General features: G+C 35.3%; 21 protein-coding genes, 1 riboswitch and 2 other annotated features. Of the genes, 14 read left to right on the top strand and 7 right to left on the bottom strand.

All coding sequences use genetic code 11. From position 1 onward, the window contains the following. Window positions 1-23: 23 nt before the first annotated feature. From NST49_RS01775 to NST49_RS01755, 5 genes are all read right to left on the bottom strand, one after another. The gene (locus tag NST49_RS01775; protein WP_341046726.1) at window positions 24-2,573 is read right to left on the bottom strand and encodes a vitamin B12-dependent ribonucleotide reductase; all 2,550 of its coding nucleotides are present in this window, start codon (window positions 2,571-2,573) and stop codon (window positions 24-26) included. Window positions 2,574-2,803: 230 nt separating this feature from the next. Next, entirely contained in the window at window positions 2,804-4,000 is a 1,197-nt protein-coding gene (locus NST49_RS01770; RefSeq protein ID WP_023176730.1) for an amidohydrolase, read from the bottom strand. Window positions 4,001-4,047: 47 nt separating this feature from the next. After that, the gene (locus NST49_RS01765; RefSeq protein ID WP_341046724.1) at window positions 4,048-4,872 is read right to left on the bottom strand and encodes a MetQ/NlpA family ABC transporter substrate-binding protein; all 825 of its coding nucleotides are present in this window, start codon (window positions 4,870-4,872) and stop codon (window positions 4,048-4,050) included. A 20-nt stretch (window positions 4,873-4,892) separates the two neighbouring features. Further along, window positions 4,893-5,573, bottom strand: a complete 681-nt coding sequence (locus tag NST49_RS01760) for a methionine ABC transporter permease (RefSeq protein WP_341046722.1) — start codon at window positions 5,571-5,573, stop codon at window positions 4,893-4,895. A 14-nt stretch (window positions 5,574-5,587) separates the two neighbouring features. Beyond that, on the bottom strand, window positions 5,588-6,661 hold the full coding sequence (locus NST49_RS01755; protein ID WP_341046721.1) for a methionine ABC transporter ATP-binding protein: 1,074 nt from the start codon (window positions 6,659-6,661) through the stop codon (window positions 5,588-5,590). 56 nt (window positions 6,662-6,717) lie between these two features. Next, window positions 6,718-6,974, bottom strand: a binding site (T-box leader). A 57-nt stretch (window positions 6,975-7,031) separates the two neighbouring features. Then, window positions 7,032-7,308, bottom strand: a binding site (T-box leader). 160 nt (window positions 7,309-7,468) lie between these two features. After that, window positions 7,469-7,571: riboswitch (THF riboswitch) on the top strand. Between the two features lie 41 nt (window positions 7,572-7,612). Between NST49_RS01755 and NST49_RS01750 the strand changes: the two genes are divergently transcribed. Then, window positions 7,613-8,128: a folate family ECF transporter S component gene (locus NST49_RS01750; protein WP_251166284.1), complete on the top strand. Its 516-nt coding sequence runs from the start codon at window positions 7,613-7,615 to the stop codon at window positions 8,126-8,128. Between the two features lie 186 nt (window positions 8,129-8,314). Continuing rightward, entirely contained in the window at window positions 8,315-8,758 is a 444-nt protein-coding gene (locus NST49_RS01745; protein ID WP_023176735.1) for an NUDIX domain-containing protein, read from the top strand. A 230-nt stretch (window positions 8,759-8,988) separates the two neighbouring features. Here NST49_RS01745 and NST49_RS01740 read toward each other — a convergent pair whose 3' ends face one another. Then, on the bottom strand, window positions 8,989-9,429 hold the full coding sequence (locus NST49_RS01740) for an organic hydroperoxide resistance protein (protein WP_251166285.1): 441 nt from the start codon (window positions 9,427-9,429) through the stop codon (window positions 8,989-8,991). A 179-nt stretch (window positions 9,430-9,608) separates the two neighbouring features. On the opposite strand from NST49_RS01740, the gene NST49_RS01735 reads away from it, so the two are divergent. Then, window positions 9,609-9,788, top strand: coding sequence for a 2-hydroxymuconate tautomerase (locus NST49_RS01735; protein ID WP_251166286.1), 180 nt, complete (start codon window positions 9,609-9,611; stop codon window positions 9,786-9,788). 100 nt (window positions 9,789-9,888) lie between these two features. On the opposite strand, the gene NST49_RS01730 is transcribed toward NST49_RS01735, so the two are convergent. Then, the gene (locus NST49_RS01730; protein WP_341046718.1) at window positions 9,889-10,791 is read right to left on the bottom strand and encodes an ArsR/SmtB family transcription factor; all 903 of its coding nucleotides are present in this window, start codon (window positions 10,789-10,791) and stop codon (window positions 9,889-9,891) included. A 258-nt stretch (window positions 10,792-11,049) separates the two neighbouring features. On the opposite strand from NST49_RS01730, the gene arfA reads away from it, so the two are divergent. The 11 genes from arfA (at window position 11,050) to araA (ending at window position 24,030) form a co-directional block, all read left to right on the top strand. Then, window positions 11,050-12,546 carry an arabinosylfuranosidase ArfA gene (gene arfA / locus NST49_RS01725; protein ID WP_251166288.1) on the top strand — a complete coding sequence of 499 codons (1,497 nt, stop codon included), beginning with the start codon at window positions 11,050-11,052 and terminating at the stop codon, window positions 12,544-12,546. Window positions 12,547-12,564: 18 nt separating this feature from the next. After that, window positions 12,565-13,836: an extracellular solute-binding protein gene (locus NST49_RS01720; protein ID WP_251166289.1), complete on the top strand. Its 1,272-nt coding sequence runs from the start codon at window positions 12,565-12,567 to the stop codon at window positions 13,834-13,836. Window positions 13,837-13,926: 90 nt separating this feature from the next. After that, window positions 13,927-14,847: a carbohydrate ABC transporter permease gene (locus NST49_RS01715; protein WP_432803435.1), complete on the top strand. Its 921-nt coding sequence runs from the start codon at window positions 13,927-13,929 to the stop codon at window positions 14,845-14,847. 14 nt (window positions 14,848-14,861) lie between these two features. Then, window positions 14,862-15,704, top strand: a complete 843-nt coding sequence (locus NST49_RS01710) for a carbohydrate ABC transporter permease (protein WP_251166290.1) — start codon at window positions 14,862-14,864, stop codon at window positions 15,702-15,704. Between the two features lie 15 nt (window positions 15,705-15,719). After that, on the top strand, window positions 15,720-16,124 hold the full coding sequence (locus NST49_RS01705) for a hypothetical protein (protein WP_251166291.1): 405 nt from the start codon (window positions 15,720-15,722) through the stop codon (window positions 16,122-16,124). Window positions 16,125-16,180: 56 nt separating this feature from the next. Next, window positions 16,181-17,599, top strand: a complete 1,419-nt coding sequence (locus tag NST49_RS01700; protein WP_285836236.1) for a glycoside hydrolase family 43 protein — start codon at window positions 16,181-16,183, stop codon at window positions 17,597-17,599. A gap of 24 nt (window positions 17,600-17,623) precedes the next feature. After that, window positions 17,624-18,580 (top strand): glycoside hydrolase family 43 protein, encoded by a 957-nt coding sequence (locus tag NST49_RS01695; protein WP_251166292.1) that lies wholly within the window; start codon window positions 17,624-17,626, stop codon window positions 18,578-18,580. A 30-nt stretch (window positions 18,581-18,610) separates the two neighbouring features. Continuing rightward, complete coding sequence (locus NST49_RS01690) at window positions 18,611-20,059, top strand: alpha-N-arabinofuranosidase (RefSeq protein ID WP_251166293.1); 1,449 nt, start codon at window positions 18,611-18,613, stop codon at window positions 20,057-20,059. 204 nt (window positions 20,060-20,263) lie between these two features. After that, window positions 20,264-21,871 (top strand): xylulokinase, encoded by a 1,608-nt coding sequence (locus NST49_RS01685; RefSeq protein WP_251166294.1) that lies wholly within the window; start codon window positions 20,264-20,266, stop codon window positions 21,869-21,871. Between the two features lie 14 nt (window positions 21,872-21,885). Next, window positions 21,886-22,590, top strand: a complete 705-nt coding sequence (locus NST49_RS01680) for an L-ribulose-5-phosphate 4-epimerase (protein ID WP_251166306.1) — start codon at window positions 21,886-21,888, stop codon at window positions 22,588-22,590. 15 nt (window positions 22,591-22,605) lie between these two features. After that, on the top strand, window positions 22,606-24,030 hold the full coding sequence (gene araA, locus NST49_RS01675) for an L-arabinose isomerase (RefSeq protein ID WP_251166295.1): 1,425 nt from the start codon (window positions 22,606-22,608) through the stop codon (window positions 24,028-24,030). Window positions 24,031-24,042 lie beyond the last annotated feature (12 nt).

The raw sequence follows: 24,042 nt of genomic DNA, 5'->3' as shown, positions 1-24,042 counted from the left end.
AAAAGTCTCAACTCCATTTATGTTTATAATCCACATTTAAGTTGGGCATTACAATTGGTACACGTATTGCAGCCACCTAAATCTTCAACCGTTCCTTGTCGACAGATAGGACAAGTATCGCCAACCTCATTGCCATAGTTATTCGCTTCTTTAACAGTACCTGTTTGAAGTGGTTGATGCTCTGAAGACGGTGCTTCTTTTGTTATTTCTTCATCCCAAATCGTTTCTTCAGCTTTTAATGTCAGTACTTGTGTATCACGGCTTCCATCTACATAAACCGTACCGCCTTTTGCCCCACCTCTATAAAGACGCTCATAAATTTTTTGAACTTGTTCAACCGTATAACCTTTAGGAGCATTGACTGTTTTAGAAATAGAACTGTCGACCCAGCGTTGAATGGTACATTGAACATCAACATGAGCTTCAGGTTTTAAACTCATGGCAGATACAAATTGTTTTGGCAATCTTTCAGGATCGGCTTCTGGATGTTGATCAAGGTATTCTTGGACGATATCAGCTTTTACTTCGATAAACTTGCCTAAACGTCCGCTTCTGAAATAACTAAATGAGAAGTAAGGTTCAAGTCCTGTTGAAACGCCCACCATTGTTCCTGTTGACCCAGTTGGAGCAACAGTTAATAAATGTGAATTGCGTATCCCATATTTCAATACGCCTTCGTGAATGTGTTCTGGCATTTGCTTCATATACCCCGATTGAAGGAACTGTTCTCTTAGTTTAGCTGTCTCTGCTTCAGTTTTCCCAATTAAGAAAGGGAAACTGCCTCGTTCTTTTGCTAATTCAATAGAAGCTTCATACGCTGAAACTGCAATTGTTTCGAAGACTTTATCTACTAATTGATTGCCTTCTTGAGAGCCGTATTCTTTACCACAGTAAATGAGTAAGTCGGCGAGACCCATAATGCCTAAACCAACACGGCGTTCTCCTAAAGCTTGTTTTTCGTTTTCTGCTAAGAAGTAAGGTGTGGCATCAATCACGTTATCTTGCATACGTACACCAACTTGCACAGTTTTCTTTAATTTATCAAAATTGACTGTTCCAGATTCTTTATCGGCCATTTCGGCTAAGTTAACGGCTGCTAGATTACAAACAGAATAAGGAGCGAGAGGCTGTTCGCCGCAAGGGTTAGTTGCAACGACTTTTTGCCCATAGGCAGCAGCATTCGTCATCTTATTTGCATTATCAATAAAGAAAATACCCGGCTCAGCAGAGTAGGTAGCACAAATAGTGATGAGTTTCCATAATTCGCGAGCCTTTATTGTTCGGTAAGTATGAATGCCATGTCCTGAAGCTTCCCATTCACGGATGTCTCCAATTTCTGACCAATTAGTGTTGTATTCTTCCATTTCCTCTGGGCTGTATGTTTCTACGGCAGGAAAGCGAAGAGTATAATCAGTGTCCTTTTCAACAGCTTCCATGAAATCAGTCGTCAAACAAACTGAAATATTTGCTCCTGATAAAAAGTCAGGGTCATGAACACTATAGGAGCCGCCTATTTTTAATTTAGCAGCTGCTTCTTTCATTGTCGCTGCATCAAATCCACCACGCCCGGGCATATTTTTATAATTTAAAATAGTTTGATACATAGCAGTTTCGTGTTCTGAAAGAGGAGTGAATTTCAACTTTTCATTAGCTAGCTTCTTTATTTGAGCGTCTGTGGTATTTTCAATTAAATAACGTAAAATACGTGGGTTTTGCATTTTTGAAATAATAAATTCAAGAATATCTGGATGCCAATCTGTTAACATAATCATCTGTGCTCCACGACGGCTGCCACCCTGTTCAACCAAGTGAGTTAATTTCGCAATATCGTCTAGCCAAGAAACAGCTCCTGATGATTTTCCATTAACCCCACGCGCTAAAGTATGACGCGGACGAAGAGTAGAACCATTAGTACCAACACCGCCGCCACGACTCATGATTTCCATCACTTGTTTTCGATGATCCGAAATACCTTCACGAGAGTCAGGGACAAAAGGCATAACGTAACAATTAAAATAAGTGACATCCGTTTTCGAACCTGCACCATACAAAACGCGTCCTGCAGGGATAAAATTCAAGTTTTTTAATTCTTCATAAAAGGCATTATAAGCAGCTTTTCTTTTTTCAGGAGTCGATTCTATAGCGGATAAGCCAGTCGCATTTCGTTTAGCAATTTGTTCATAAAAAATTTCAAGCGGTTTTTCAATCACATCTAAGCTGCAAGTAATGATTCCAGTTTTTTGCTCATACTCATCTTCAATGGATCCTCGGAATTCCTCATCAATCAAAATTGAAGCAGTATGTTGAGAATGGTTGATCTGTGTAACAAATCCAGTTCCTCTTGTAGGGTATTGCGGGTCTGGCTTAACCGTTAAAACAACTAAATCTCCTATAGAAAGAGTAGATTTAGAGAGGTCTTTAAAGGAATACCGATCTAACATAACTAAGCGAGAAACCCCTTTATAGGTTAAGTTCATATCATCAGTTATCGGATAGACTTGAGGAAAAGCTTGAATGTCTTCATTTAACTTGTTAACATCTATTGTTGCTTTTGCGTAGATATTTGCAATCATGGGTACCACTCCTTAATAAAATATGTATGTAAATCAATAGATAACAGTAAAAAAGGGTAGTAAGTGTAACATCCTTTTTTTCTATATGTTGTTACCTGAAATATATTTTACACTACATGTTGTGTTTTTTCATTAACTAAAAATTTTGTGAGAAATAGAAGACAAAAAAAAGAAGCGAAAAACAACTCGCTTCAATCTTTTTCAGAAAATAAGTTCTGAATTTTTTTTATTTACCGTTCATTTAAAAAATCTAGAGCATATCTGACATGTAATTCTGTGGCTATAGCTAATCCGCTTTCGTCAATATCAAAATTTTCATGATGATGCCCGTACCAAGTTTCTGGGTTAGCTGGGTTTTTAGTTCCAACACGAGCATAAACACCTTGCGCAACAGCTAAGAAGTCAGCAAAGTCATCTGCTCCTAAACTTTTGGGATTATCTTGAATAATATTATCTGCTCCTACAATGTCTGTACCAACACGAGCAGCACGACTTGCAGCGGTTTGATTATTGATAAGAGGAGCTGCTGCATCATAATTCTCAAATTCAATTGATGTGCGATGAGCTTTGGCGACATCTCGTGCAACACGTTCAACAGCTGCTAATACAAATTGGCGTGTTTCGTGGCTAAATGTACGAACCGTTCCTTCAAGGGAAGCTTCATTTGCAATAATGTTATAACGAGTTCCGGCGTTTAAGACTCCTACAGCAACAACTACATTATCTAAAGGGCTGACTTCTCGAGCCACAATACTTTGCAATTCGACCGTTATGGCAGCAGCTGTTAAAAGAGCATCTCTTCCTAAATCTGGTCTAGCCGCATGACCGCTTTCGCCTTTGACCCTAATCTTAAAAATATCACAAGAAGCATTTGTTGGACCAGCAGTAGCAACGATTTTTCCAGTCTCGATAGAGGAGTCAACGTGTATACCAAAAACTTGATCGACATCGTTAACAAATCCACCCGCTACAAATTGTCGTGCACCAGCTCCGATTTCTTCAGCTTGTTGAAAAGCTAATTTAATGGTCCCTGAAAAGTCAGCTTCATGGTTTTTTAAAATTTTTGCAGCCCCTAATAAAGCTGATGTGTGAGCATCATGGCCACATGCATGATGTAATCCCTTTTTAGTTGATTTATAAGGTTTGTCTTTAGCATCCTCTAATTCAAGAGCATCAATATCTGCCCGTAAGAGAATCGTTTTTCCTAGTCCTTTTTTACCAACAATCGTCCCGATAGCTCCAGTTTCACCAACAGATTCGTAAGGGATAGATAGCTTGTCTAATTCATTTTTGATAAATTTGATTGTTTCGTATTCTTTTAGACTTGGCTCAGGATGTTGATGAAGATAACGGCGTAAGGCGATGACCTCTTGAGCTCCTTGTTGAACTTCTTCATGTAATGTAGATTGAGTGATTACTGTTGTCATAATTCATCGTCCTCTCTAATTTGTTTACTGTTATTAGTTGTACTCATTTACCACACTGGAATAGAAGAGCCTTTTGATGTTTCTTCGATGACTTCTTTAGTATCTTCTGCTTGGTAAGCTTCTATAATCTTTTTGAAAACTTCATTATCTTTATCTTCTTCTCTTGAAACAATCGCATTGTAGTATGGATCAGAGGAATCAGTAACTGGTTCTAAGAACACAGCATCTTCAGTAGGAATGAATCCGGCGTCTACAGCCATTCCGCTATTAATGACGGAAGCTGTTACATCTTCTAAAGCGCGTGCTGTTTGAGAAGAATCTAGTGTTTCAAATGTTAAATTCAAAGGATTAGAGGTAATATCTTCGACTACAGGAACTTGGCCTTTTGAAGGATCAACTTCAATCAAACCAGCTGTTTGAAGTAAGAGTAAAGCTCGTCCTTCATTTGAAACATCATTTGGAATGGCAATCACATCATTTTCTTTTATCTCAGAAACATCTTGAATCTTTGATGAATAAATACCAAGTGGAGCAATAACCGTATCGGCAATGGCCACTAAGTTTTCACCATGATCTTCATTAAAAGCTTCCATGAAAATTTTCGTTTGAAAAGAATTCAATTCTAATTCGCCTTCAGCAAGAGCTACATTTGGCGTAGCATAGTCTGAGAATTTAACGAGTTCAATCTCAATATCTTCTGAGGCTAATTTTTCTTTAACAAACTCCCAAACTTCATTCACTTCTCCAACAACACCAATTTTAATGGGCTCAGATTCTTCAGCCTCTGAAGTAGTGTTCGTTCCACAAGCGGTTGTTACAAGAAGCCCTAATGCTAAAGTTAATCCTAAAAAACCTTTTTTTATTCTGTTCATCTTTTTTCCTCCAATGTCATCTAGTGACTCGTTTTTTTGATTAAAGCATTTCCAATAAATTGACTAATGAATACAATAATTAAGATAATAGCAGTGGCGACTAACGTTACATCTCCTTGGAAACGATTGTAACCTCTGGCAATGGCTAAGTTACCTAATCCGCCCCCACCAATTGCTCCTGCCATAGCAGTTAAACCAATCAAATTAATAATGGTAACAGAAGAGACACGAATGATAGCTGTCATTCCTTCTTTTAAATAAACACGAAAAATGATTTCTAAAGGACTGGATCCCATTGATTCGGCAGCTTCTATAACGCCAGGATCAACTTCTAAAAGAGCATTTTGAATTTGTCTAGCAAAGAATGGTACGGTTCCGATAACTAAAGGGACGATAGCAGCTGTTGTACCGATAGATGTATGAGCGATCAAGCGAGTTAAGGGAACAACCAATGCCATCATGATGATAAAAGGCAAAGAACGAAAGAGATTGACGATTTGATCAAGTAGGTTGTAGAGGCGTGGTCGTTCTAAAATCCCACCTCTGTCGGTTACAACAAGTATGACTCCTAAAATTAGGCCAAGAATACCAGCAATCAGCCCTGTAATAATGACCATGTAGAGTGTTTGTAAGGTGCTTTCAATAATTTCATCTCTTAATGGAATAACATTTTCGAAATACGTTGTAAGAAATTCAGACATTTTTATTCACTCCTTTAGATAATATTAGTTTTTTTCTTTAATGGGATAATCTGTTGGTGATGGTGAATCAAGGTTACTTTTACATTTTTTGATTTTAAATAAGCAATAGCTTTATCTCTGCGGCTAGGTTCTCCACTTAAGACAACAATTAGATTTCCAACAGGCATTTCTTGTAAGATTTCGACATTTCCAAATAAGATATTAGTTGTAACGTCAAACCGAGTTGTTAGTGTAGCAATTAATGGATCACTTGTACTTTCACCAACATAAGAAATATTTGCTAAGACATCATTAGGCTGTAAATCTAGTAGTGTAGGGTGCTTTAAAATATTTTCTAACGCCTGTTCAACATGGGTTGCGGTATTAATAAATTCTTTTGTGATTTTTTCTTTAGGTTCTGTAAAGATGGAAACTAAATCGCCTTCTTCAACGACATGACCATTTTCCATTACAGCCACTTTGTTGCAAATTTCTTTTACGACTTGCATCTCATGGGTGATTATGACGATCGTCAATGCTAATTTTTGGTTTAACTCTTTCAATAATTCCAGAATGGAAAGAGTTGTTTTCGGATCTAAGGCACTTGTGGCTTCGTCACATAATAAGACTTCAGGGTCGTTGGCTAACGAACGAGCAATAGCTACTCGTTGTTTTTGTCCACCTGACAATTGAGAAGGGTAAGCAGCGCTTTTATCGGTTAAACCTACTAAATCTAATAAATCGGCTACTTTCTCTTTTATTTCTGTTTTAGTCAATCCCGATTTTCTTAAAGGATAAGCTACGTTTTCAGCAATTGTGCGAGACCCCATTAAGTTGAAATGCTGAAAAATCATCCCAATTTTCTTACGAGCGGCTCGCAGTTGTTTTGGTTTTAAACTCAGCAGATCCTGATTGGAGACGATAACTGATCCTTCTGTTGGTCGTTGTAGCAGGTTGATCGTGCGAACTAAGGTGCTTTTTCCAGCTCCACTGTAGCCAACGATTCCAAAAACATCTCCTTTTTCAACGGTTAACTGAACATTTTCTACCGCTTTTATTGTCGTTTCTTTCCCTGCAAATGTGACACTTACATTATTTAATGTAATCATGTGAATTCCTCCTTAAAATAGAAAAAAGCGCTCGTCCATTAACCTACTGCTGTAGATTAAAGGACGAACGCTTTACCGTCGTGTTACCACCTTTATTTGAGTTGTTCTCGCAAACAACTCCTTATCAAGTACGAGAAGATTGCTTCTGATACTCTAGCACTGTAATGGGTGCGCCCATGATAGCCTAATGTTTAAAAACACTCAGTATCCCGCTCGGAGGCCATTTTCTTTTCATTCCTGCAAACCTGTTCTCAGCATTCAGGCTCTCTGTTGTTGCATTCTGTGAAAATACTTTTCTCTTCACTGCGTTTAATTATGTAGTTAATAAAATCAAAAAGTCCTTACAAAAAAGCAAATTCATTTGCTTTTTTGTAAGGACGAAAGTCAGTTGTCTGCTTCGTGTTACCACCTTAATTTATAAGTATATTGCTATACTTACCTTATCCAGTACGTCAGACAATAAGTTGTCTTTTTATACTGCGACACTGTAACGGGTGCTCCCGTAGAAAGCTAACACTTTAATAAGTGATTCGCTAACTCCACTCAAAGACCATCTTCAGTTCAATTTGTCTAACCCATTTTCAGCAATTAACTGGGTTCTCTTTTATAGACGAATATAAACCTACTTTTCTTTTCATAGTGTTTTATCATTTTTTTCTCATTAAACTTAACTTGTTCTTAATATACAGAACTTCAAAATAAATGTCAACATGTAATGTATAAAAAGTTTTTTTGTTTGCTACCAGAAACAGAAGGAATATGCTATAGTGAATTAGCCTAAGGAATGAACAATAAGTTAGGTAATAAATCAGAGTAGGAAATAAAGCGTTAAGTGTTGTTGGGATGGGATGTTGCCCGCGAACGAAAAATTGTTTAGACAATTTGCGGTTTTGTTTCTGCATTCGCTGCATAAGATTTTATGTGTGGAGCTCTTCAAAGGAGATCTTCAAAATGAGTAAGAATAAGTACGATGCACGAAGTGTTTCAAAAATTGGGTTATTAATGGCGTTAGAGATCGTTCTAACTCAGTTTATTTCGATTGAAACACCAATTGTCCGGATTGGTTTTGGCTTTTTGCCCATTGCCATTATCGGTATGCTTTACGGCCCTTGGATAGCTGGGATGGCTTCAGCTATAACAGATTTAATAGGAACGATACTATTTGGCGGGGGAGTGTTTTTCCCGGGATTTACCTTGTCTGCATTTATCGGCGGAATGATTTATGGTCTGGTTCTTTACAAGAAGCCTAAATCATTAAAGAGAATCATTTTAGCCATAATTATGGTTGCCATTTTTGTCAATTTAGGTCTCAATACGATCTGGTTAACGATTATGCTAGATAAAGCAATCTTTGTCATTTTCCCAACGCGACTAGTGCAAAATCTTGTTTTAGCACCAATTAATATAGCAATGTTATACTTTGTTGTACAAAATATAACATTGAGAAAAGCAATAGGAATCAACTAAGATTTAATAGAAAACAAGAACAAAACATCCAATTTTAAGACAGTTCAAATTTGAACTGTCTTTTTTAGTGAGCGCAACTTAATAAGTGAAATAAGAAAAAGTAACGGTACTGATTAAGTTTTTATTGATTCTTAAAAGTATAAAGATTAAAATAATGATAATAAAATGAGAAGGTGGAGGTGCGAAATGGGAACGGAAACTTTTGGTGTGAAAATAGATGACCAAGATTATCAGACACGTGTTGGAGTGCACATTGTAATTTTTGACCAAAAAAGTAAAAAGATTTTGTTGGTTTCACCCCCTAATGGTTCATATTTATTACCGGGTGGTGAAATTGAAGAAAATGAAACCCATGAAGAAACGGCACAACGTGAAGCAATGGAAGAATTGGGATATGTAATAAAAGTAGGTCCTTTTATAGGAAAGGCTGAAGATTATTATTATTCTAAACATCGCCAACGGTACTATTATAATCCCGCTTATTTTTATGTGGCGCAGTCATGGAAAGTCAGATGCAAACCATTAGAGGATTTTAATCAATTGGAATGGGCAACTATTCCTGAAGCTTTAGCTAAATTAAAAAGAGGCAGCCACAAATGGGCTGTCGAACAATATGAAAAAAATATATGATAACGAGTCAACCAATAGACTAATAACTCTGGTTTATTAATCAAATAGCGGTTTAGTTAGTACTTGTTTGATCAATACCATTGGTTTATTAGTCAACCTGCCCTTTATTCGGTACTTATTTCATCAATAAACGTAAAAGAAATCACTTTTCACATTTAATGTGTAGTTAGAAAAGGACAGAATACAAAAAAGAGGCCGGAACAAAAGTCCCAGCCTTGTTTAAAATAGTTTTATTTATCTGCTTCATAAGCAACAGTTGTTACTGTTACATCGATATTGCCGCTTGTAGCTTTTGAGTAAGGACAAAAAGCATGAGCTTTCTCTGCTAATTTTTGTGTAGTTGCTTCATCTTGTCCTTCAATTCCAACATCTAATTTTACTGCGAGCTTAAACCCATTATCAGTTGGGTCTGAATGCAATTCAACAGTTGCGGTAACTTGGCTTTTACCAGTTACTTTTTCTTCTTTCATCATATGTTCTAAAGCTGAATTGAAACAAGCGCTATAGCCTAGTGCGAATAATTGTTCTGGGTTACTTCCTTGTCCAGGGCCGCCCATATCTTTTGGAGTAGAAACCCGAACAGAAAACGAATTGTCTGGTAAATGGCTTTCTCCATTTCGTCCACCAGTATTAATTGCTGTAGTTTGATACATTAATTTTGAATCTGCCATATTTGTAATTCTCCTCTCTAATTATCGTACAAATCAAGTATACTAATATTAAGCCGATAATTCTAATTATCTGTTTGCAGCAAAGAGATAGGCGTTTAGAAGGAAAAAGAAAAACGAGTTGAAAAATAAAAAAGGTATCGTTAGAATTGAAAGAAGAAACTACGAAAGGAGAGGGATTTATGCCATTTGTACATGTTGAATTAGTTGAAGGACGGACAGCAGAACAAAAAGCTGGTTTAGTCAAAGATATTACAGAAGCAGTAGTAAAAAATACTGGAGCAGCCGAAGACCGAGTTCATGTTATTATCGAAGACATGAAAAAAACCAACTACGCTGTTGGTGGAAAATTACTGGGTTAAATTAAAGAGGTAAAAGTTATTGGAATAGATTTATGTTTGTTAAAAAACTTCATAAAAAATCCCATCGTACTTAATTATAAGTAAGATGGGATTTTTTAGTTTAAGAATAGTACATCTTAAATTTTATATCTTGTGGGTGGTTCCCGAAATGTTCTCCAAATAAAGTAGCTCCACCTAAGTTTTCAGCATCTTTCTTTACTTCAATTCGTAAACTCCAAATCTCGCTTTTCGTATTAATATTGTGAATTGTAAAGTCAGATAGAGTTTCACCATCCATATATGTTCCATGAGAAGTAATTCTTATTGTCTTTAGCAATCCATATTGATTTAATTTAGAAGGATACCATTCAGGATTTAATTTACCTCTAGTATCTGAAAAGTCTCCTGGACTAGTCCAAGTCCCTAACTCAACATCATTTAAACTAAAAGTGATATCAGATGGCCATACATCGTTTGAAAACGGAAATTCTGAGGAAATTTCCATACTAATTTCGAGTTGTTCTAGCTGTTCATCCTCGTTTAAGAAATTTGGCGTTTTATATTCTACGTAGCCTTCTGTAAACCAAAGAATTTGTGCATCCATTCTTTTTGAATCCATAAAGAATTTAGGTTCGTCAACTTCTCCAATAAAATCCTTGACCGTAGCTAGACCACAAGTTGGTGAAACAGAATAATCAGTATATTGTCCAACCGGAATAGTTGTTTCTCTTGTTTCAAAAGAATGATAAATTTTTTTGGGGAATAAAATTTCTATATGATCCACTTTTAATATAGAAATTTTTTGTGATCCTGATTTTCCTGGAATTCGTTCTGTTTTAATTAAACCGGACTCTTCTAGTTTTTTAATATGTTTCGTTATTACGGCACTACTTAAACCAATAGCTGCTGCAATTTCTTTTATATTCATTTTATTTTTAGAAAGCAATTGAATAATGTTGAGTCTCACAGGACTGGCTAGAGCTTCGTAAACAGGTAATGAAGCTTTAGATATATCTATTTGCATGTAATCACTCCTAAGTTAATGAAATATGTGATGTGTTAATTTTATATTAGTATAATAGCTAATTAAATTAATGTCAATTCTTTTAAAGTGATAATTGTTAACTTATTAGTTAATTGTATTAAAAATAAAAATAAAACAATTAACTATAAAACTATTGACAGCGATTACATTTTTATTTATATTATGTATATAAACTAATTCTAGAAGATAGTTTTTAGCAAAATAATTGTTTATTAAAAAATAGTAAGGAGTTTAAAAATGAAATCATCCTTAATAATTAATAAAAACAAAATTATTTCTAAGATTGATCCTCGTTTATATGGATCTTTTATTGAACATATGGGAAGGGCTGTTTATGAAGGGATTTATGATCCAAAACATCCTAGTGCTAATGAGAAAGGATTCCGAACAGATATAATTGACTTAATCAAAGAATTAAATGTCCCTCTAATTCGGTATCCAGGTGGTAATTTTGTTTCTGGATACAATTGGGAAGACGGAATTGGACCTGTAGAAGAAAGGCCGCGTAAATTGGATTTAGCATGGCGGACAATAGAAACAAATGAAGTTGGGCTTCACGAGTTTATGGAATGGTCTAAAGAAGCTAATGCAGAAGTAAACATGGCAGTGAACTTAGGAACAAGAGGAATTGATGAAGCGAGAAACTTACTGGAATATTGTAACTTTGAAGGGGGAACCTATTGGAGTGATCTAAGAAAGAAAAATGGAGCTGAAAAACCATTTGGGATTAAGACATGGAGCCTTGGAAATGAAATGGATGGTCCATGGCAAATCGGACATAAAACAGCTGAAGAATATGGACGTTTAGCTGAAGAAACGGCAAAAGCTATGAAGTTAGTAGATGACAGCATTGAATTAGTTGTTTGTGGAAGTTCCACGAGCAAGATGCCTACATTTGGTTCTTGGGAATTGACTGTTCTTGAACATGCTTATGAACACGTAGATTATCTTTCTCTTCATTGCTACTATGGAAACCCAGAAAATGATCTAGAAAACTACTTAGCACAATCTTTAGATATGGATCGTTTCATAAAAGGTGTAGTCGCCATGTGTGATGCAATTAAATCAAAAAATGGAAGTAATAAAAAGATTAATCTTTCTTTTGATGAATGGAATGTTTGGTACCATTCTAATGAACAAGACAAAGAAATCAAACCTTGGCAAGTAGCTCCTCCTTTATTAGAAGATATCTATAATTTTGAAGATGCTTTACTTATCGGATGTTTACTCATTACCTTATTAAAAAATGCTGATAGAGTTAAAATTGCTTGTTTAGCTCAATTAGTTAATGTAATTGCACCAATTATGACAACTGAAGAGGGGGATATTTGGAAACAAACTATTTTTTACCCATTTATGCAAGTGTCAAATTTTGGTAGAGGTGTTGTTTTAGAACCAGAAACAGAGAGTCAGACTTACTCTACTAAAGATTTTGATAAAGTTCCATTTCTTGAAAGTATTGCAACTTACAATGAGAGTAAAAAAGAAATAGTTATTTTTGCTGTAAATCGTTCTAAAAATGACTGTTTAGACTTCTCAATAAGCATTGAAGGATTTGAAGTAGAAGAAGTTATTGAAACTACACAAATGTCTGGATATGATATTAAAGAAACTAATCTAGAGAAAGAAAATGTTACATTAAGTAAAGGAAATTCATTAGAACTAAATGATGACTCTGTATCAGCAGTATTGGAACCGCTATCTTGGAATATGATTAGAATACGCGTAAAATAAAAAATTGGAGGTTTAATAATGAACAAGATAAAAAAATCTTTGTTAACAGGAATTGCTGGTTTGGTATTAGTAAGTCTTTCTGGTTGTGGTAATCCAAATACTATTACTTTTTGGAATCCTTTGACAGGTGATGATGGTGCTTATATGGATAATATGGTAGAAGCTTATAATGAAACTGACCCTGAATTTCCAGTAGAATCTGTTATCTCTCCTGATATGTACACAAAGGTTTATACAGTAATGAATTCAGGTGAAGGAGTTCCAGATTTAACTTTAATACACGCGGATAGAGTACCAGGATTTGTAAAATTGGGAATGTTAGAATCAGTTGAGTCTTTAATGGAAAATAATCCAAATTTAAACGTTGATAATTATTTAGAGCAAGCATGGGCACCAGGCACTGTAGATGATACGCAATATACTATTCCTTTAGATATACACGGTAGTGCAATGTATTATAATGTTGACCTATTAGAAAAATATGGGGTTTCTAATTTCTTAGATGATGATGTTGTTACGTTTGAAGAATTACTTTCATTGGAAGGAAAGTTAGACGAGGGTCAATATGCAATTAACAACGCCTTAATTGAATGGACAACTCTAGCTAATGTGGTAAATCTTGGTGGAGATATTGAGCTAGATGGAAAACCAACGATTGATACTCCAGAAATGAAAGAAGTAGTAGGTCAGTTACATGATTTAGCAGATGCAGGTTTAATTACTCCAAATGGTGAAGACGGTTATGCAATTTTTCAAGGAGGAGATGTTCTATTTTCAACTGATGGAACTTGGACTTCAACAGCGCATGATTCAATTGAAACCTTAAACTGGGGTGTAACAAATACTTATGCATTCGAACCAGAAACATTTAATAATCGTTCATCAGCTCATTTGTTCTCAATGTTAGAGAATGAAGAAAGAACAGATGAAAAAGAACAGGGTATAGCTGACTTTTTAAATTATGTACGCGAAAACTCTATGGAATGGGCCAAAGCAGGGCAAATTGTAGCAAGTAGAGATGTTTTTGAAGATCCAGAATATGAACAATATCCACAATCATTCTTTACATCTTCTGAAGAAGAACAACAATCTCTTCACATTTTTGAATACGAACACTATGGTTATGTAGAACAAGCGTTAGCAACAGTATTAGTTGATATGATTTATGGAAATATTGAAATAGAAGATGGACTAGTTCAAGCACAACGTCAAGTTGAAGATTTAGTAGCTCAAGGCGGAGCAGGAGAAGTAGCAGCAGAAGAGGCAGAGGCAGAAGCAGAAGCAGAATAAACTAGTAATTTATTAATAAGCAGAAATAATTTGCGGTATCGTATTCATGATGCCGCAAAATTATTTCATGAGAAAGGAAGAGATAATAAAATGCAAAGTGAAAATTTATTAGTAGTTGAAACTGTAAAGAAGAAAAAAAGAAAATCGATGAAGCAATTTGCTTTCATTGGCCCTCACCTTGCTCTTTTTCTAATATTTATACTTATACCAACAATATATGGTATATATGCATCTTTCACACAATGGAATCTAATTGGAGATCCGGTGTGGATAGGACTTAGCAACTTTAAAACACTTCTTTTTGATGAAAGTTCAACATTTTATTTTCAACTTAGAAACGGGTTAAAAAACACTTTGCTATTTGTGGGTTTGACGGTACCATTACAAATTTTGATACCATTAATAGTAGCTGTTGCTTTAGAAAATAAAAAAGTGAAATTTAAAAGCCTGTTTCAAGCTATTTTCTATATCCCTGGTCTAATTTCAGTATCAGCAGCAGCGATTATTTGGTTATTGATTTTTAATCCACGGCTAGGACCTGTAAATAACTTGCTGGATTCAGTCACAGTATGGATGGTAAATCAACCTAATGCATGGGCGATTATAGTTTTCATGTCATTATGGGGCGCTATTGGAGGTAACTTAATTATTTATCGGTCAGCTATCAGTGGAGTCTCAGCTGATTTATATGAAGCTGCAGAAATTGACGGAGCTGGCCCTGTACGGAAGTTTTTTAGTATTACTTTACCTTCTATACGTTTTCCTTTGTTTTATACAGTTGTCATGTCTACAGCTGGAGCATTCAATGTATATGCTCAACCATTAATGATAACAAACGGTGGACCTGAACAAAGCACACATGTATTAATGATGTATATACGTCAACTGGCATTTGGTACTGGAGAGTCTGTTGCTGGTATGGCTTCAGCAATGTCTGTCTTGTTAGGTTTAGTAATTGTTTCTATCTCAGTTTTTCAATTTATCGTCATGTATCGTAATTCTAAAGGATAGCAAGGAGAGAGAACATGAAAAAAATTAGTGTAACAAAGTATTTAGCTTACTTTTTTTTGATAACTTCCTGCATAGTATGGGTCTTTCCTGTATTATTTGGTTTTTTTACCTCCTTTAAAGCTCAAGGAGACATCATGACAATAGGATTTAGTATGTTACCTGCAAATTGGGTTATTCAAAACTATATTAGTGTCCTAACCAATACATCAAGTGCGCCAATTGTACAATGGTTCTTAAATTCATTGGTAATCTCTGTTTCACATACTTTTTTAGTAATACTTATTGTTTCACTAGCAGCATATGGATATACTCGTATTGATTTTAAAGGAAAAGAAACATTATTCTTTACAATCCTTGCATTATCTATGTTTCCAGCTGTTGTTAATATTATTCCCTCGTATAAGATTGTTGAATCACTTGGTTGGGTAAATTCACCACTAGCAGTAATTATTCCTGGATTGGGTGGAGTTGGTAATGTTTTTCTTGTACGCCAATTTATGTTAGGAATTCCTAAAGAATTTGATGAATCTGCTAGAATGGATGGAGCTTCAGATTTTACAATTTATTCTAAAATTATTTTACCTTTAGTTAAACCAGTTTTAATTGTAACAGGATTATTTTCTTTTATAGGATCATGGAATGATTTCTTATGGCCTACGATTGTATTAAATGATGTAAATAAGCTGACTATTACAGCAGGGCTACAATTGCTTCAAGATTTATATGGTGGCTATGCAATGACAGGAGAGTTAATGGCTTCTGCTATAATTGCTATGGTACCAACAGTTTTACTATTCCTATTTGCTCAAAAATATTTCATAGAGTCAATGAATTTAAACGCTGGTGTAAAAGGATAATAGAGGTGAAGAGTAATGAAAAGAAATATCGAACGAAAATTATTTTTAGCAGGATCTATATGGAATATAATTAATGCTTTTATAACAGTTTTTGCGTATTCTATGTGGGTTAGATCAGAAGGAATATCTTATTTAAGAACTATTCCTACTAATGTGGTAGAAGTAAATGGAAATTTAGTGGATTCTTTGTTTACTGTTTCTGTAACCTATGGATTACTTCTCTTTGTTATAGGTTTTATAAACTTTTTTATTATTAAGAAAATAGAAGATGGAAAAATACAGAAAAAAATTATACTTTGGACTGGGGCTTTAATATTCCTCTCTTTACTAACTTTAGATATTATTTCGTTACTTTGCTATTTAATTATGTTTGTAGTTTATCAATCTAAAAACAAGGCTATTCGTTTAGCAGAAGCCTAATCTGTTTGATACTGAATAAAATCTAACAAAGTTAACTAAAACCGAAGGAGATTGACATGAAAAGTTTCATCATGTTTCTTTTATTATCAGTTTTATTTTTAGGGGGTTGTTCAGAACCTTTATCTGTGAAAAATAACTTTGAAGAACCAGAGTTTAAAAATGTTACAGTGCATGATCCATCCGTTATTCAAAGTGAAGGTTCTTTTTATATAATTGGTTCACACTTGGGGTTTGCTAAGACCAAAGATTTGATACAGTGGGAGCAACTTTCTACAAGTGTTCCAAATAGCAAACTATTTTCAAATGTCTATGATGAACTAGCCGAATCGTTTGAGTATGCTAAAACAAAGACTCTATGGGCAGGAGATATTATACAATTAGACGATGGGAAATTCTATATGTATTATACTGCGGCAGAAGGATCAACCCCACTTTCTACATTAGGAGTAGCTGTATCTGACCATGTTGAGGGACCATATGAAGATCTTGGAATCATATTGAAGTCGGGATCTATAAAGGAAGACGGACAAATGCATGATGCAACAGTTGAACCTAATGTTATCGATCCGCATGTTTTTTACGATAAAGATAATTATTTATGGATGGTTTATGGTTCTTATTCAGGTGGTATATACATTCTTAAAATGGATGAAGCAACTGGAAAGCCAGAACCGAATCAAGAATATGGAAAAAAATTATTAGGAGCTAATCATAGTAGAATTGAAGCCCCTTACATTTTATATAGCCCAGAAACGAGCTATTATTACTTGTTCCTATCATTCGGAGGATTAGATGCAAATGGTGGATATAATATACGTGTTGCCAGGTCAAAAAATCCAGATGGACCTTATATTGATGCCAAAAATCAAGATATGATTGAAGCAAAAGGTGCAGTTGGAAGTTTCTTTGATGATAAAGCAATCGAACCCTATGGAGCAAAATTAATGGGGAATTTTATTTTAGATTCTAATGAGATTTTTTCTACTGCAGGATATATATCTCCAGGTCATAATTCAGCATTTTATGATCCTAAATTAAACAAGTATTTTCTCTTCTTCCATACACGCTTTCCGAATAGAGGAGAAGAACACGAAGTAAGAGTCCATCAGTTCTTTTTTAATGAAAAAGATTGGCCAGTTATTGCACCATTGAGATACGCTGGAGAAACTATTCAAATGTATACAGAAAACCAAGTTTTTGGTAAATATCAATTCGTTAACCATGGTACTGATATAACTAATGATATCAAAGAAACTCAATCTATTGAATTAAAGAAAAATGGGAAGATTTCTGGTGAATTAACAGGTAGTTGGAAAATAAAGGATGGCGAATCTGCTTCATTAATAATAGATGATATCGAATATAACGGTGTATTTCTTTCTCAATGGAATGATTATGAGAATAAATCAACCATCACATTTACAGGAATGTCATCTTCAGGAGTATCTGTTTTTGGTATAAGAACTATAAACTAATGAAAATAAGGAGTATTTAATAATATGAAAGAAACACTAACGCACTATAAAAATCCAATTGTTACAGAAAGAGCTGATCCTTGGATATACAAACATACGGATGGCTATTATTATTTCACAGGTTCTGTTCCTGGTTACCAGGAAATCGAAGTAAGGAGAGCTAGAAGTTTAAACGAGTTAGAGGATGGAGAAAAAGTTATTGTTTGGTATGCTCATGAAAATGGAGAAATGAGTAAATTAATTTGGGCTCCAGAAATCCATTTTATACGTAACAAATGGTATATCTATTTTGCAGCTGCTAGTGACGATGCTACATCTGAGGGAACATTTCAGCACCGGATGTATGTACTTGAATGTGCTGATGCGAATCCTTTAACAGGCGAATGGATTGAAAAGGGTCAAGTGAAAACAGAAATCGAAAGTTTCAGTTTAGATGCTACTACTTTTGAATATAACGATAAATTGTATTATGTTTGGGCGCAAAAAGATCCAGCTATTCCGGGTAATTCAAATTTATATCTATCAGAAATGGAAAATCCATGGACATTAGTTGGAAACCAAACGCTGTTGAGTATTCCTGAATATGATTGGGAAAAAATCGGATTTTTGGTTAACGAAGGACCGGCAGTTATTATCCGCAACGATAAAATTTTCATTAGCTACTCTTCTAGTGCGACAGATGAAAATTATTGTATGGGATTGTTGTGGGCCAATGTAGACGATGATTTATTAAATAAAAATAGTTGGAACAAACTAGAAACGCCAGTATTTATTTCATCTGAAGAGAACTTATTATTTGGACCAGGACACAATTCATTTACAGTTAGTGAAGATGATAATGAAGATGTATTAATTTATCACGCTCGGCCAAAAAAAGTTACAGAAGTAGAGCCTTTAGATGTCCCGGATAGACATGCAAACGCACAAGTTTTTACTTGGAATGAAGAAGGCATGCCAGTATTTGGAATACCAGGAAAATAAATAAAAAAAACCAACAAAGGAGAATAAAAAATGAATCACATTACTCTAACAACTAAAAGAAAAAAAGCAAAGATCAGCAAATACATCTATGGGCAATTTGCTGAACACCTTGGAAAATGTATTTATGAAGGACTTTGGGTTGGAGAAGAATCAGATATTCCTAATAAGAATGGTATTCGCACGGATGTAGTTGAGGCATTAAAAGAAATTAATGTCCCAGTATTGCGTTGGCCGGGAGGATTATTTGCTGATGAGTATCATTGGAAAGATGGTATAGGACCAAGAGAAGAACGAAAAAAAATAGTTAATTCAAATTGGGGCGGTACTGTAGAAAATAATCATTTTGGTACACATGAATATTTCGAACTCTGCAAGCAACTGGGAACAGAAACTTATATTAATGGAAATGTAGGCAGTGGAACCGTTCAAGAAATGCAAGAATGGATTGACTACATGACTTTTCCTGGAGAATCTCCAATGGCTAATTTACGAAAAGAAAATGGCCAAGAAGAAGGATGGAATGTTGATTTCTTTGGAGTAGGAAATGAAAGTTGGGGCGGCGGTGGGAACATGCGCCCAGAATATTATGCTGACTTATATCGCCAATATCAGACTTTTGTTCGAAATTACACGGATAAAAAAATTTATAAGATCGCTTGTGGCGCAAATATAGACGATTATAATTGGACAGAAGTATTAATGAAGAATGCTGCTCCTTTTATGGATGGTTTAAGTTTACACCACTATGCTTTAGCTTCTGAATGGGAAGATAAAAGGCCAGCAACAGGATTCCCTGATGAGGAATGGTCCTCATTGATTCAAAGCGCTTATAAAATGGATGAATTTATTACAAAACATAGCACGATAATGGATAAATATGATCCTGAAAAACGTATCGGTTTAATCGTTGATGAATGGGGCACGTGGCTAGCAGTGGAAGAAGGAACGAATCCTGGTTTCTTATATCAACAAAATACTATTCGGGATGCTATGATTGCCAGCATTACTCTAAATATTTTTCATAAGCATGCAGATCGCGTTCAGATGGCTAATATTGCTCAGATGGTAAATGTTTTGCAATCGATGATTTTAACGGATGGGGAAAAAATGATAAAAACACCAACGTATCATGTATTTGATATGTATCAAAATCATCAAGATGCATCATTAATTGATGCAGTTGGTGAAACTTCAGATACGATTAGTTATACAGCATCTGTAAAAGAAGAGACATTAACGGTTTCATTGTGTAACTATAGTATTACCAGTAAAGAGGAAATCGTATTGGAATTGAGTAACGAAAATTTTGGGAATATTGAAGCTTGGATATTAGCTGGTAAAACAACGGATGCTCATAATACGTTTGAAACGCCGGATAATGTGCAAAAAGAAGCCTATAATGGTTATTCTATAAGTGATTCTAAATTAACGGTTAAAATACCTCCAATGAGCGTTGTTACTATAGTAGCAAAAAACTAAAGATTTAATAGAATAGCACTATTAGAAAATAAAACTGATTAAGTATACAAACAATTTAATCAGTTTATTTTTTATGTAAATACGTTCGTACATATTTTTTAAATTATATTGACATGTACGTATAACTAATTTATAATTATTTTCATAGAAAGCGATTACATTTCAACTTGATGGTTACTTTTAAGAGATAAAGGAGGAAGAGTATTGGAAGCAAAACAAAAGCTGATAAAAGAAGCGATTGCTAATGGGAAAACATCATTAGGAATAGAATTTGGTTCTACTCGTATTAAAGCAGTATTGATTGATCAGGAATTTACTACTATTGCATCTGGTAGCTATGAATGGGAAAACCGATTAGAAGACGATATCTGGACATATTCACTTTCAGATATTTGGAAGGGGTTACAGGAGAGCTATCGGTTACTGGCTTTAAATGTAAAAGAAGAGTATGGAGAAACATTAACAACGATTGGATCTATCGGATTCAGTGCTATGATGCACGGATATATGGCGTTTAATAAAGAAGATGAGTTGTTGGTTCCTTTCCGTACTTGGCGTAATTCAATGACTGAACAGGCAGAAAAAGAGTTAACAACATTATTTAACTATAACATTCCTCAAAGATGGAGTATCGCTCATTTGCATCAGGCAATCTTAAACCAAGAATCACATGTACAAGATATAACATTCTTCACGACTTTAGCTGGATACATACATTGGAAACTGACAAATAGGAAAGTCTTAGGAGTTGGGGATGCCTCGGGAATGTTTCCGATTGACATGGAAACAAAAAATTATGATTTAAGGATGATTCAGCAATTTAATGAACAAGTTGCTGATAAGAATCATACTTGGAAACTTGAAGAAATCTTACCTCAAATCTTATTAGCTGGAGAAGAAGCAGGGTATCTGACAAAAGAAGGAGCACAACTTCTTGATCCAACTGGAAACCTACAACCTGGTATTCCATTATGTCCACCTGAAGGGGATGCTGGTACAGGGATGGTTGCTACAAATAGTGTTGCTAAACGTACTGGGAACGTATCTGCTGGAACTTCGGTATTTGCTATGATCGTTTTGGAAAAAGAATTACAAAGAGTGTATCCAGAAATTGATTTAGTAACGACACCTGCTGGTGATTTGGTTGGTATGGTCCATGCAAATAATTGTTCTTCTGATATCAACGCTTGGGTCAAGTTGTTTCGTGAATTTTTAGAAACAGCAGGAATAGAGATGGAAACAGATAAGTTGTTTGAACATCTATTTACTAAAGCGCTGGAAGGAGACAAGGATTGTGGTGGATTATTGTCTTATGGCTATTACTCTGGAGAGAATATTACAGGAATAAAAGAGGGGAGACCCTTATTTGTTCGATCACCTGAAAGTCAGTTTAATTTAGCTAACTTTATGCGCGTTCATCTCTATTCTGCATTGGGAGCGTTAAAAATCGGTATGGACATACTTTTAAAAGAGGAAAACGTCCAAATTGATAAAATTTATGGTCATGGTGGCTTGTTCAAAACGAAGAAAGTTGGTCAACAAATTATGGCAGCTGCTATGAATGCTTCTGTTTCAGTAATGGATACAGCCGGAGAAGGCGGAGCTTGGGGAATTGCTCTTTTAGCAAGTTATAGCAAAAGAAAAAATGAAACTGAATCCTTAGGAGAGTTTCTGGAGAGTCAAGTATTTGCAGGTGATATAGGAACGGAAGAATTACCTGAAAAAGAAGATGTTGAAGGTTTTGAAGTCTTTATTAAGCGGTACAAAAGAGGAATTGCTATTGAACAGGCCGCAATTGATCATTTGATCTAAAGGAGGAGACGATGGTGTTAGAACAATTAAAAGAAGAAGTATTTCAAGCAAATTTGGAACTTCCAAAACAAGGATTGATTAAATACACATGGGGCAATGTAAGTGCCGTAGATCGTGAACAGGGATTGTTTGTAATTAAACCAAGCGGTATTAGTTATGAGGAGATGAAAGCCAGCGATATGGTAGTTTGTGATATGGATGGAGAAATTGTTGAAGGAAATTTAAACCCTTCTTCTGATACACTCACCCATGCCGTACTATACAAAGAGTTTCCCGAAATTGGCGGTATTGTTCATACCCATTCAACTTGGGCAACGATCTGGGCTCAAGCCGGGCTAGATGTACCTGCAATGGGAACGACACATGCTGATACTTTCTATGGTTCAATCCCTTGTGCACGTTTTTTGAATCAAAAAGAAATCGACGAAGGTTATGAAGAACAAACCGGGCATGTAATCGTAGAAACTTTTAAAGAACGGAATATTAAACCAATGGAGATTCCAGGAGTGCTATTGCATGGACATGGGCCTTTTACTTGGGGGGAAAGTGCGAAAGATGCAGTGATGAATGCAGTAGTATTAGATGAAGTATGTAAAATGAATCTTTTTTCTAGACAGCTGAACAGCTTTTCTGAAGAGCTTCCACAGAGGATTTTAGATAAACATTACTTACGTAAACATGGTGAAAATGCCTATTATGGACAAAAAAACACACATTAAGGGAGAGAATAAATTATGTTGACTATAGAAAAAAAAGAATTTTGGTTTGTTGTTGGATCACAACACTTGTATGGAGAAGAAACATTATTGGAAGTTAAAAAGCATGCTGAAACTTTAGTTAGTGAACTGAATGAGAGCGGCAAGCTTCCGTATCCAATAGTACTTCAGGAATTAGCAGTTACTGCGGATAAGATTACGAGAATCATGAAAGAAGTTAATTATCGTGATGAAGTAGCAGGAGTTATTACTTGGATGCATACATTTTCGCCAGCAAAAATGTGGATTCGTGGAACGAAATTGCTGCAAAAACCACTGTTACATCTAGCGACTCAATACAATGAAAGTATTCCATGGGAGACCATTGATATGGACTATATGAACTTAAATCAATCTGCTCATGGTGATCGAGAATACGGATTTATCAATGCTCGTTTAAAGAAACAAAATAAAATAGTGGTTGGCTACTGGAAAAACGCTACGGTACAAAAACAAGTTGCGGAGTGGATGGATGTAGCAGTTGCTTATAATGAAAGTTTTAATATTAAGGTAGCTCGATTTGGCGATAATATGCGAAATGTAGCTGTAACTGAAGGAGATAAGGTAGAGGCGCAAATCCAATTCGGATGGACAGTAGATTATTTTGGTATTGGAGATCTTGTTCAATACGTGGATGCAGTAAAAGAAACAGAAATAGAAGACCTTTTTAATGAATATAAAACTCTTTACGATTTTGACTATGGTAGCTATGACCATCAAGAATGGAAAAGTCATGTTAAGGCTCAAGTCAAACAAGAAATTGGCTTACGTCGCTTTTTAGAAGCTGGAAACTATAATGCGTTTACTACAAATTTTGAAGATCTTTATGGAATGCAACAATTACCAGGACTATCAGTTCAACGTTTAATGGCAGATGGATATGGATTTGCTGGAGAAGGCGATTGGAAGACTGCTGCTATTGATCGTCTGATGAAAGTTATGGCACACAATGAAAATACCGGATTCATGGAAGATTACACTTATGAACTAGCAGAAGGAAAAGAATCAATTTTACAATCTCATATGATGGAAGTAGATCCTACCTTAGCAAGTAATAAGCCTAAAGTAGTTGTCTCACCATTATCAATGGGAGATCGTGAAGATCCTGCACGTTTAGTCTTTGACGGTAAAGCTGGAGAAGGTGTAGTGGTGACCATGTCCGATTTTGGCACACATTTCAAACTTCTAATTAATGAAGTCTCTGCATTTGAACCGGAAGAACAGGCTCCACACTTGCCAGTTGCTCGGGTACTATGGAAAGTGAAACCAAACTTTACAGATGGTGTCCAATCATGGATTGAAAATGGCGGCGGTCACCACACTGTAGTTTCATTGAATTTAACCACAGACCAAATTGCTACATGGGCTAAAATGGTTGAATTAGATTATGTAGTCATTAAATAAGAAAAAGAGTGC

Origin of the sequence: Carnobacterium sp. FSL W8-0810, from assembly GCF_038007125.1 — a bacterium.
GTDB classification, from domain to species: domain Bacteria; phylum Bacillota; class Bacilli; order Lactobacillales; family Carnobacteriaceae; genus Carnobacterium_B; species Carnobacterium_B inhibens.
Note: the sequence above shows the minus strand (reverse complement) of the source record. Positions and strands in the feature narration are given on the sequence as shown.

Bases quoted from the DNA above. Each gene is read 5' to 3' on its own strand.
- NST49_RS01690 (WP_251166293.1), top strand. From the start codon at position 18,611: ATGAATCACATTACTCTAACAACTAAAAGAAAAAAAGCAAAGATCAGC.
- NST49_RS01700 (WP_285836236.1), top strand. From the start codon at position 16,181: ATGAAAAGTTTCATCATGTTTCTTTTATTATCAGTTTTATTTTTAGGG.
- NST49_RS01775 (WP_341046726.1), bottom strand. From the start codon at position 2,573: ATGATTGCAAATATCTACGCAAAAGCAACAATAGATGTTAACAAGTTA.
- NST49_RS01715 (WP_432803435.1), top strand. From the start codon at position 13,927: ATGCAAAGTGAAAATTTATTAGTAGTTGAAACTGTAAAGAAGAAAAAA.
- araA (WP_251166295.1), top strand. From the start codon at position 22,606: ATGTTGACTATAGAAAAAAAAGAATTTTGGTTTGTTGTTGGATCACAA.
- NST49_RS01760 (WP_341046722.1), bottom strand. From the start codon at position 5,573: ATGTCTGAATTTCTTACAACGTATTTCGAAAATGTTATTCCATTAAGA.
- NST49_RS01770 (WP_023176730.1), bottom strand. From the start codon at position 4,000: ATGACAACAGTAATCACTCAATCTACATTACATGAAGAAGTTCAACAA.
- NST49_RS01695 (WP_251166292.1), top strand. From the start codon at position 17,624: ATGAAAGAAACACTAACGCACTATAAAAATCCAATTGTTACAGAAAGA.
- NST49_RS01710 (WP_251166290.1), top strand. From the start codon at position 14,862: ATGAAAAAAATTAGTGTAACAAAGTATTTAGCTTACTTTTTTTTGATA.
- NST49_RS01705 (WP_251166291.1), top strand. From the start codon at position 15,720: ATGAAAAGAAATATCGAACGAAAATTATTTTTAGCAGGATCTATATGG.
- NST49_RS01755 (WP_341046721.1), bottom strand. From the start codon at position 6,661: ATGATTACATTAAATAATGTAAGTGTCACATTTGCAGGGAAAGAAACG.
- NST49_RS01730 (WP_341046718.1), bottom strand. From the start codon at position 10,791: ATGCAAATAGATATATCTAAAGCTTCATTACCTGTTTACGAAGCTCTA.
- NST49_RS01740 (WP_251166285.1), bottom strand. From the start codon at position 9,429: ATGGCAGATTCAAAATTAATGTATCAAACTACAGCAATTAATACTGGT.
- arfA (WP_251166288.1), top strand. From the start codon at position 11,050: ATGAAATCATCCTTAATAATTAATAAAAACAAAATTATTTCTAAGATT.
- NST49_RS01765 (WP_341046724.1), bottom strand. From the start codon at position 4,872: ATGAACAGAATAAAAAAAGGTTTTTTAGGATTAACTTTAGCATTAGGG.
- NST49_RS01735 (WP_251166286.1), top strand. From the start codon at position 9,609: ATGCCATTTGTACATGTTGAATTAGTTGAAGGACGGACAGCAGAACAA.
- NST49_RS01750 (WP_251166284.1), top strand. From the start codon at position 7,613: ATGAGTAAGAATAAGTACGATGCACGAAGTGTTTCAAAAATTGGGTTA.
- NST49_RS01745 (WP_023176735.1), top strand. From the start codon at position 8,315: ATGGGAACGGAAACTTTTGGTGTGAAAATAGATGACCAAGATTATCAG.
- NST49_RS01720 (WP_251166289.1), top strand. From the start codon at position 12,565: ATGAACAAGATAAAAAAATCTTTGTTAACAGGAATTGCTGGTTTGGTA.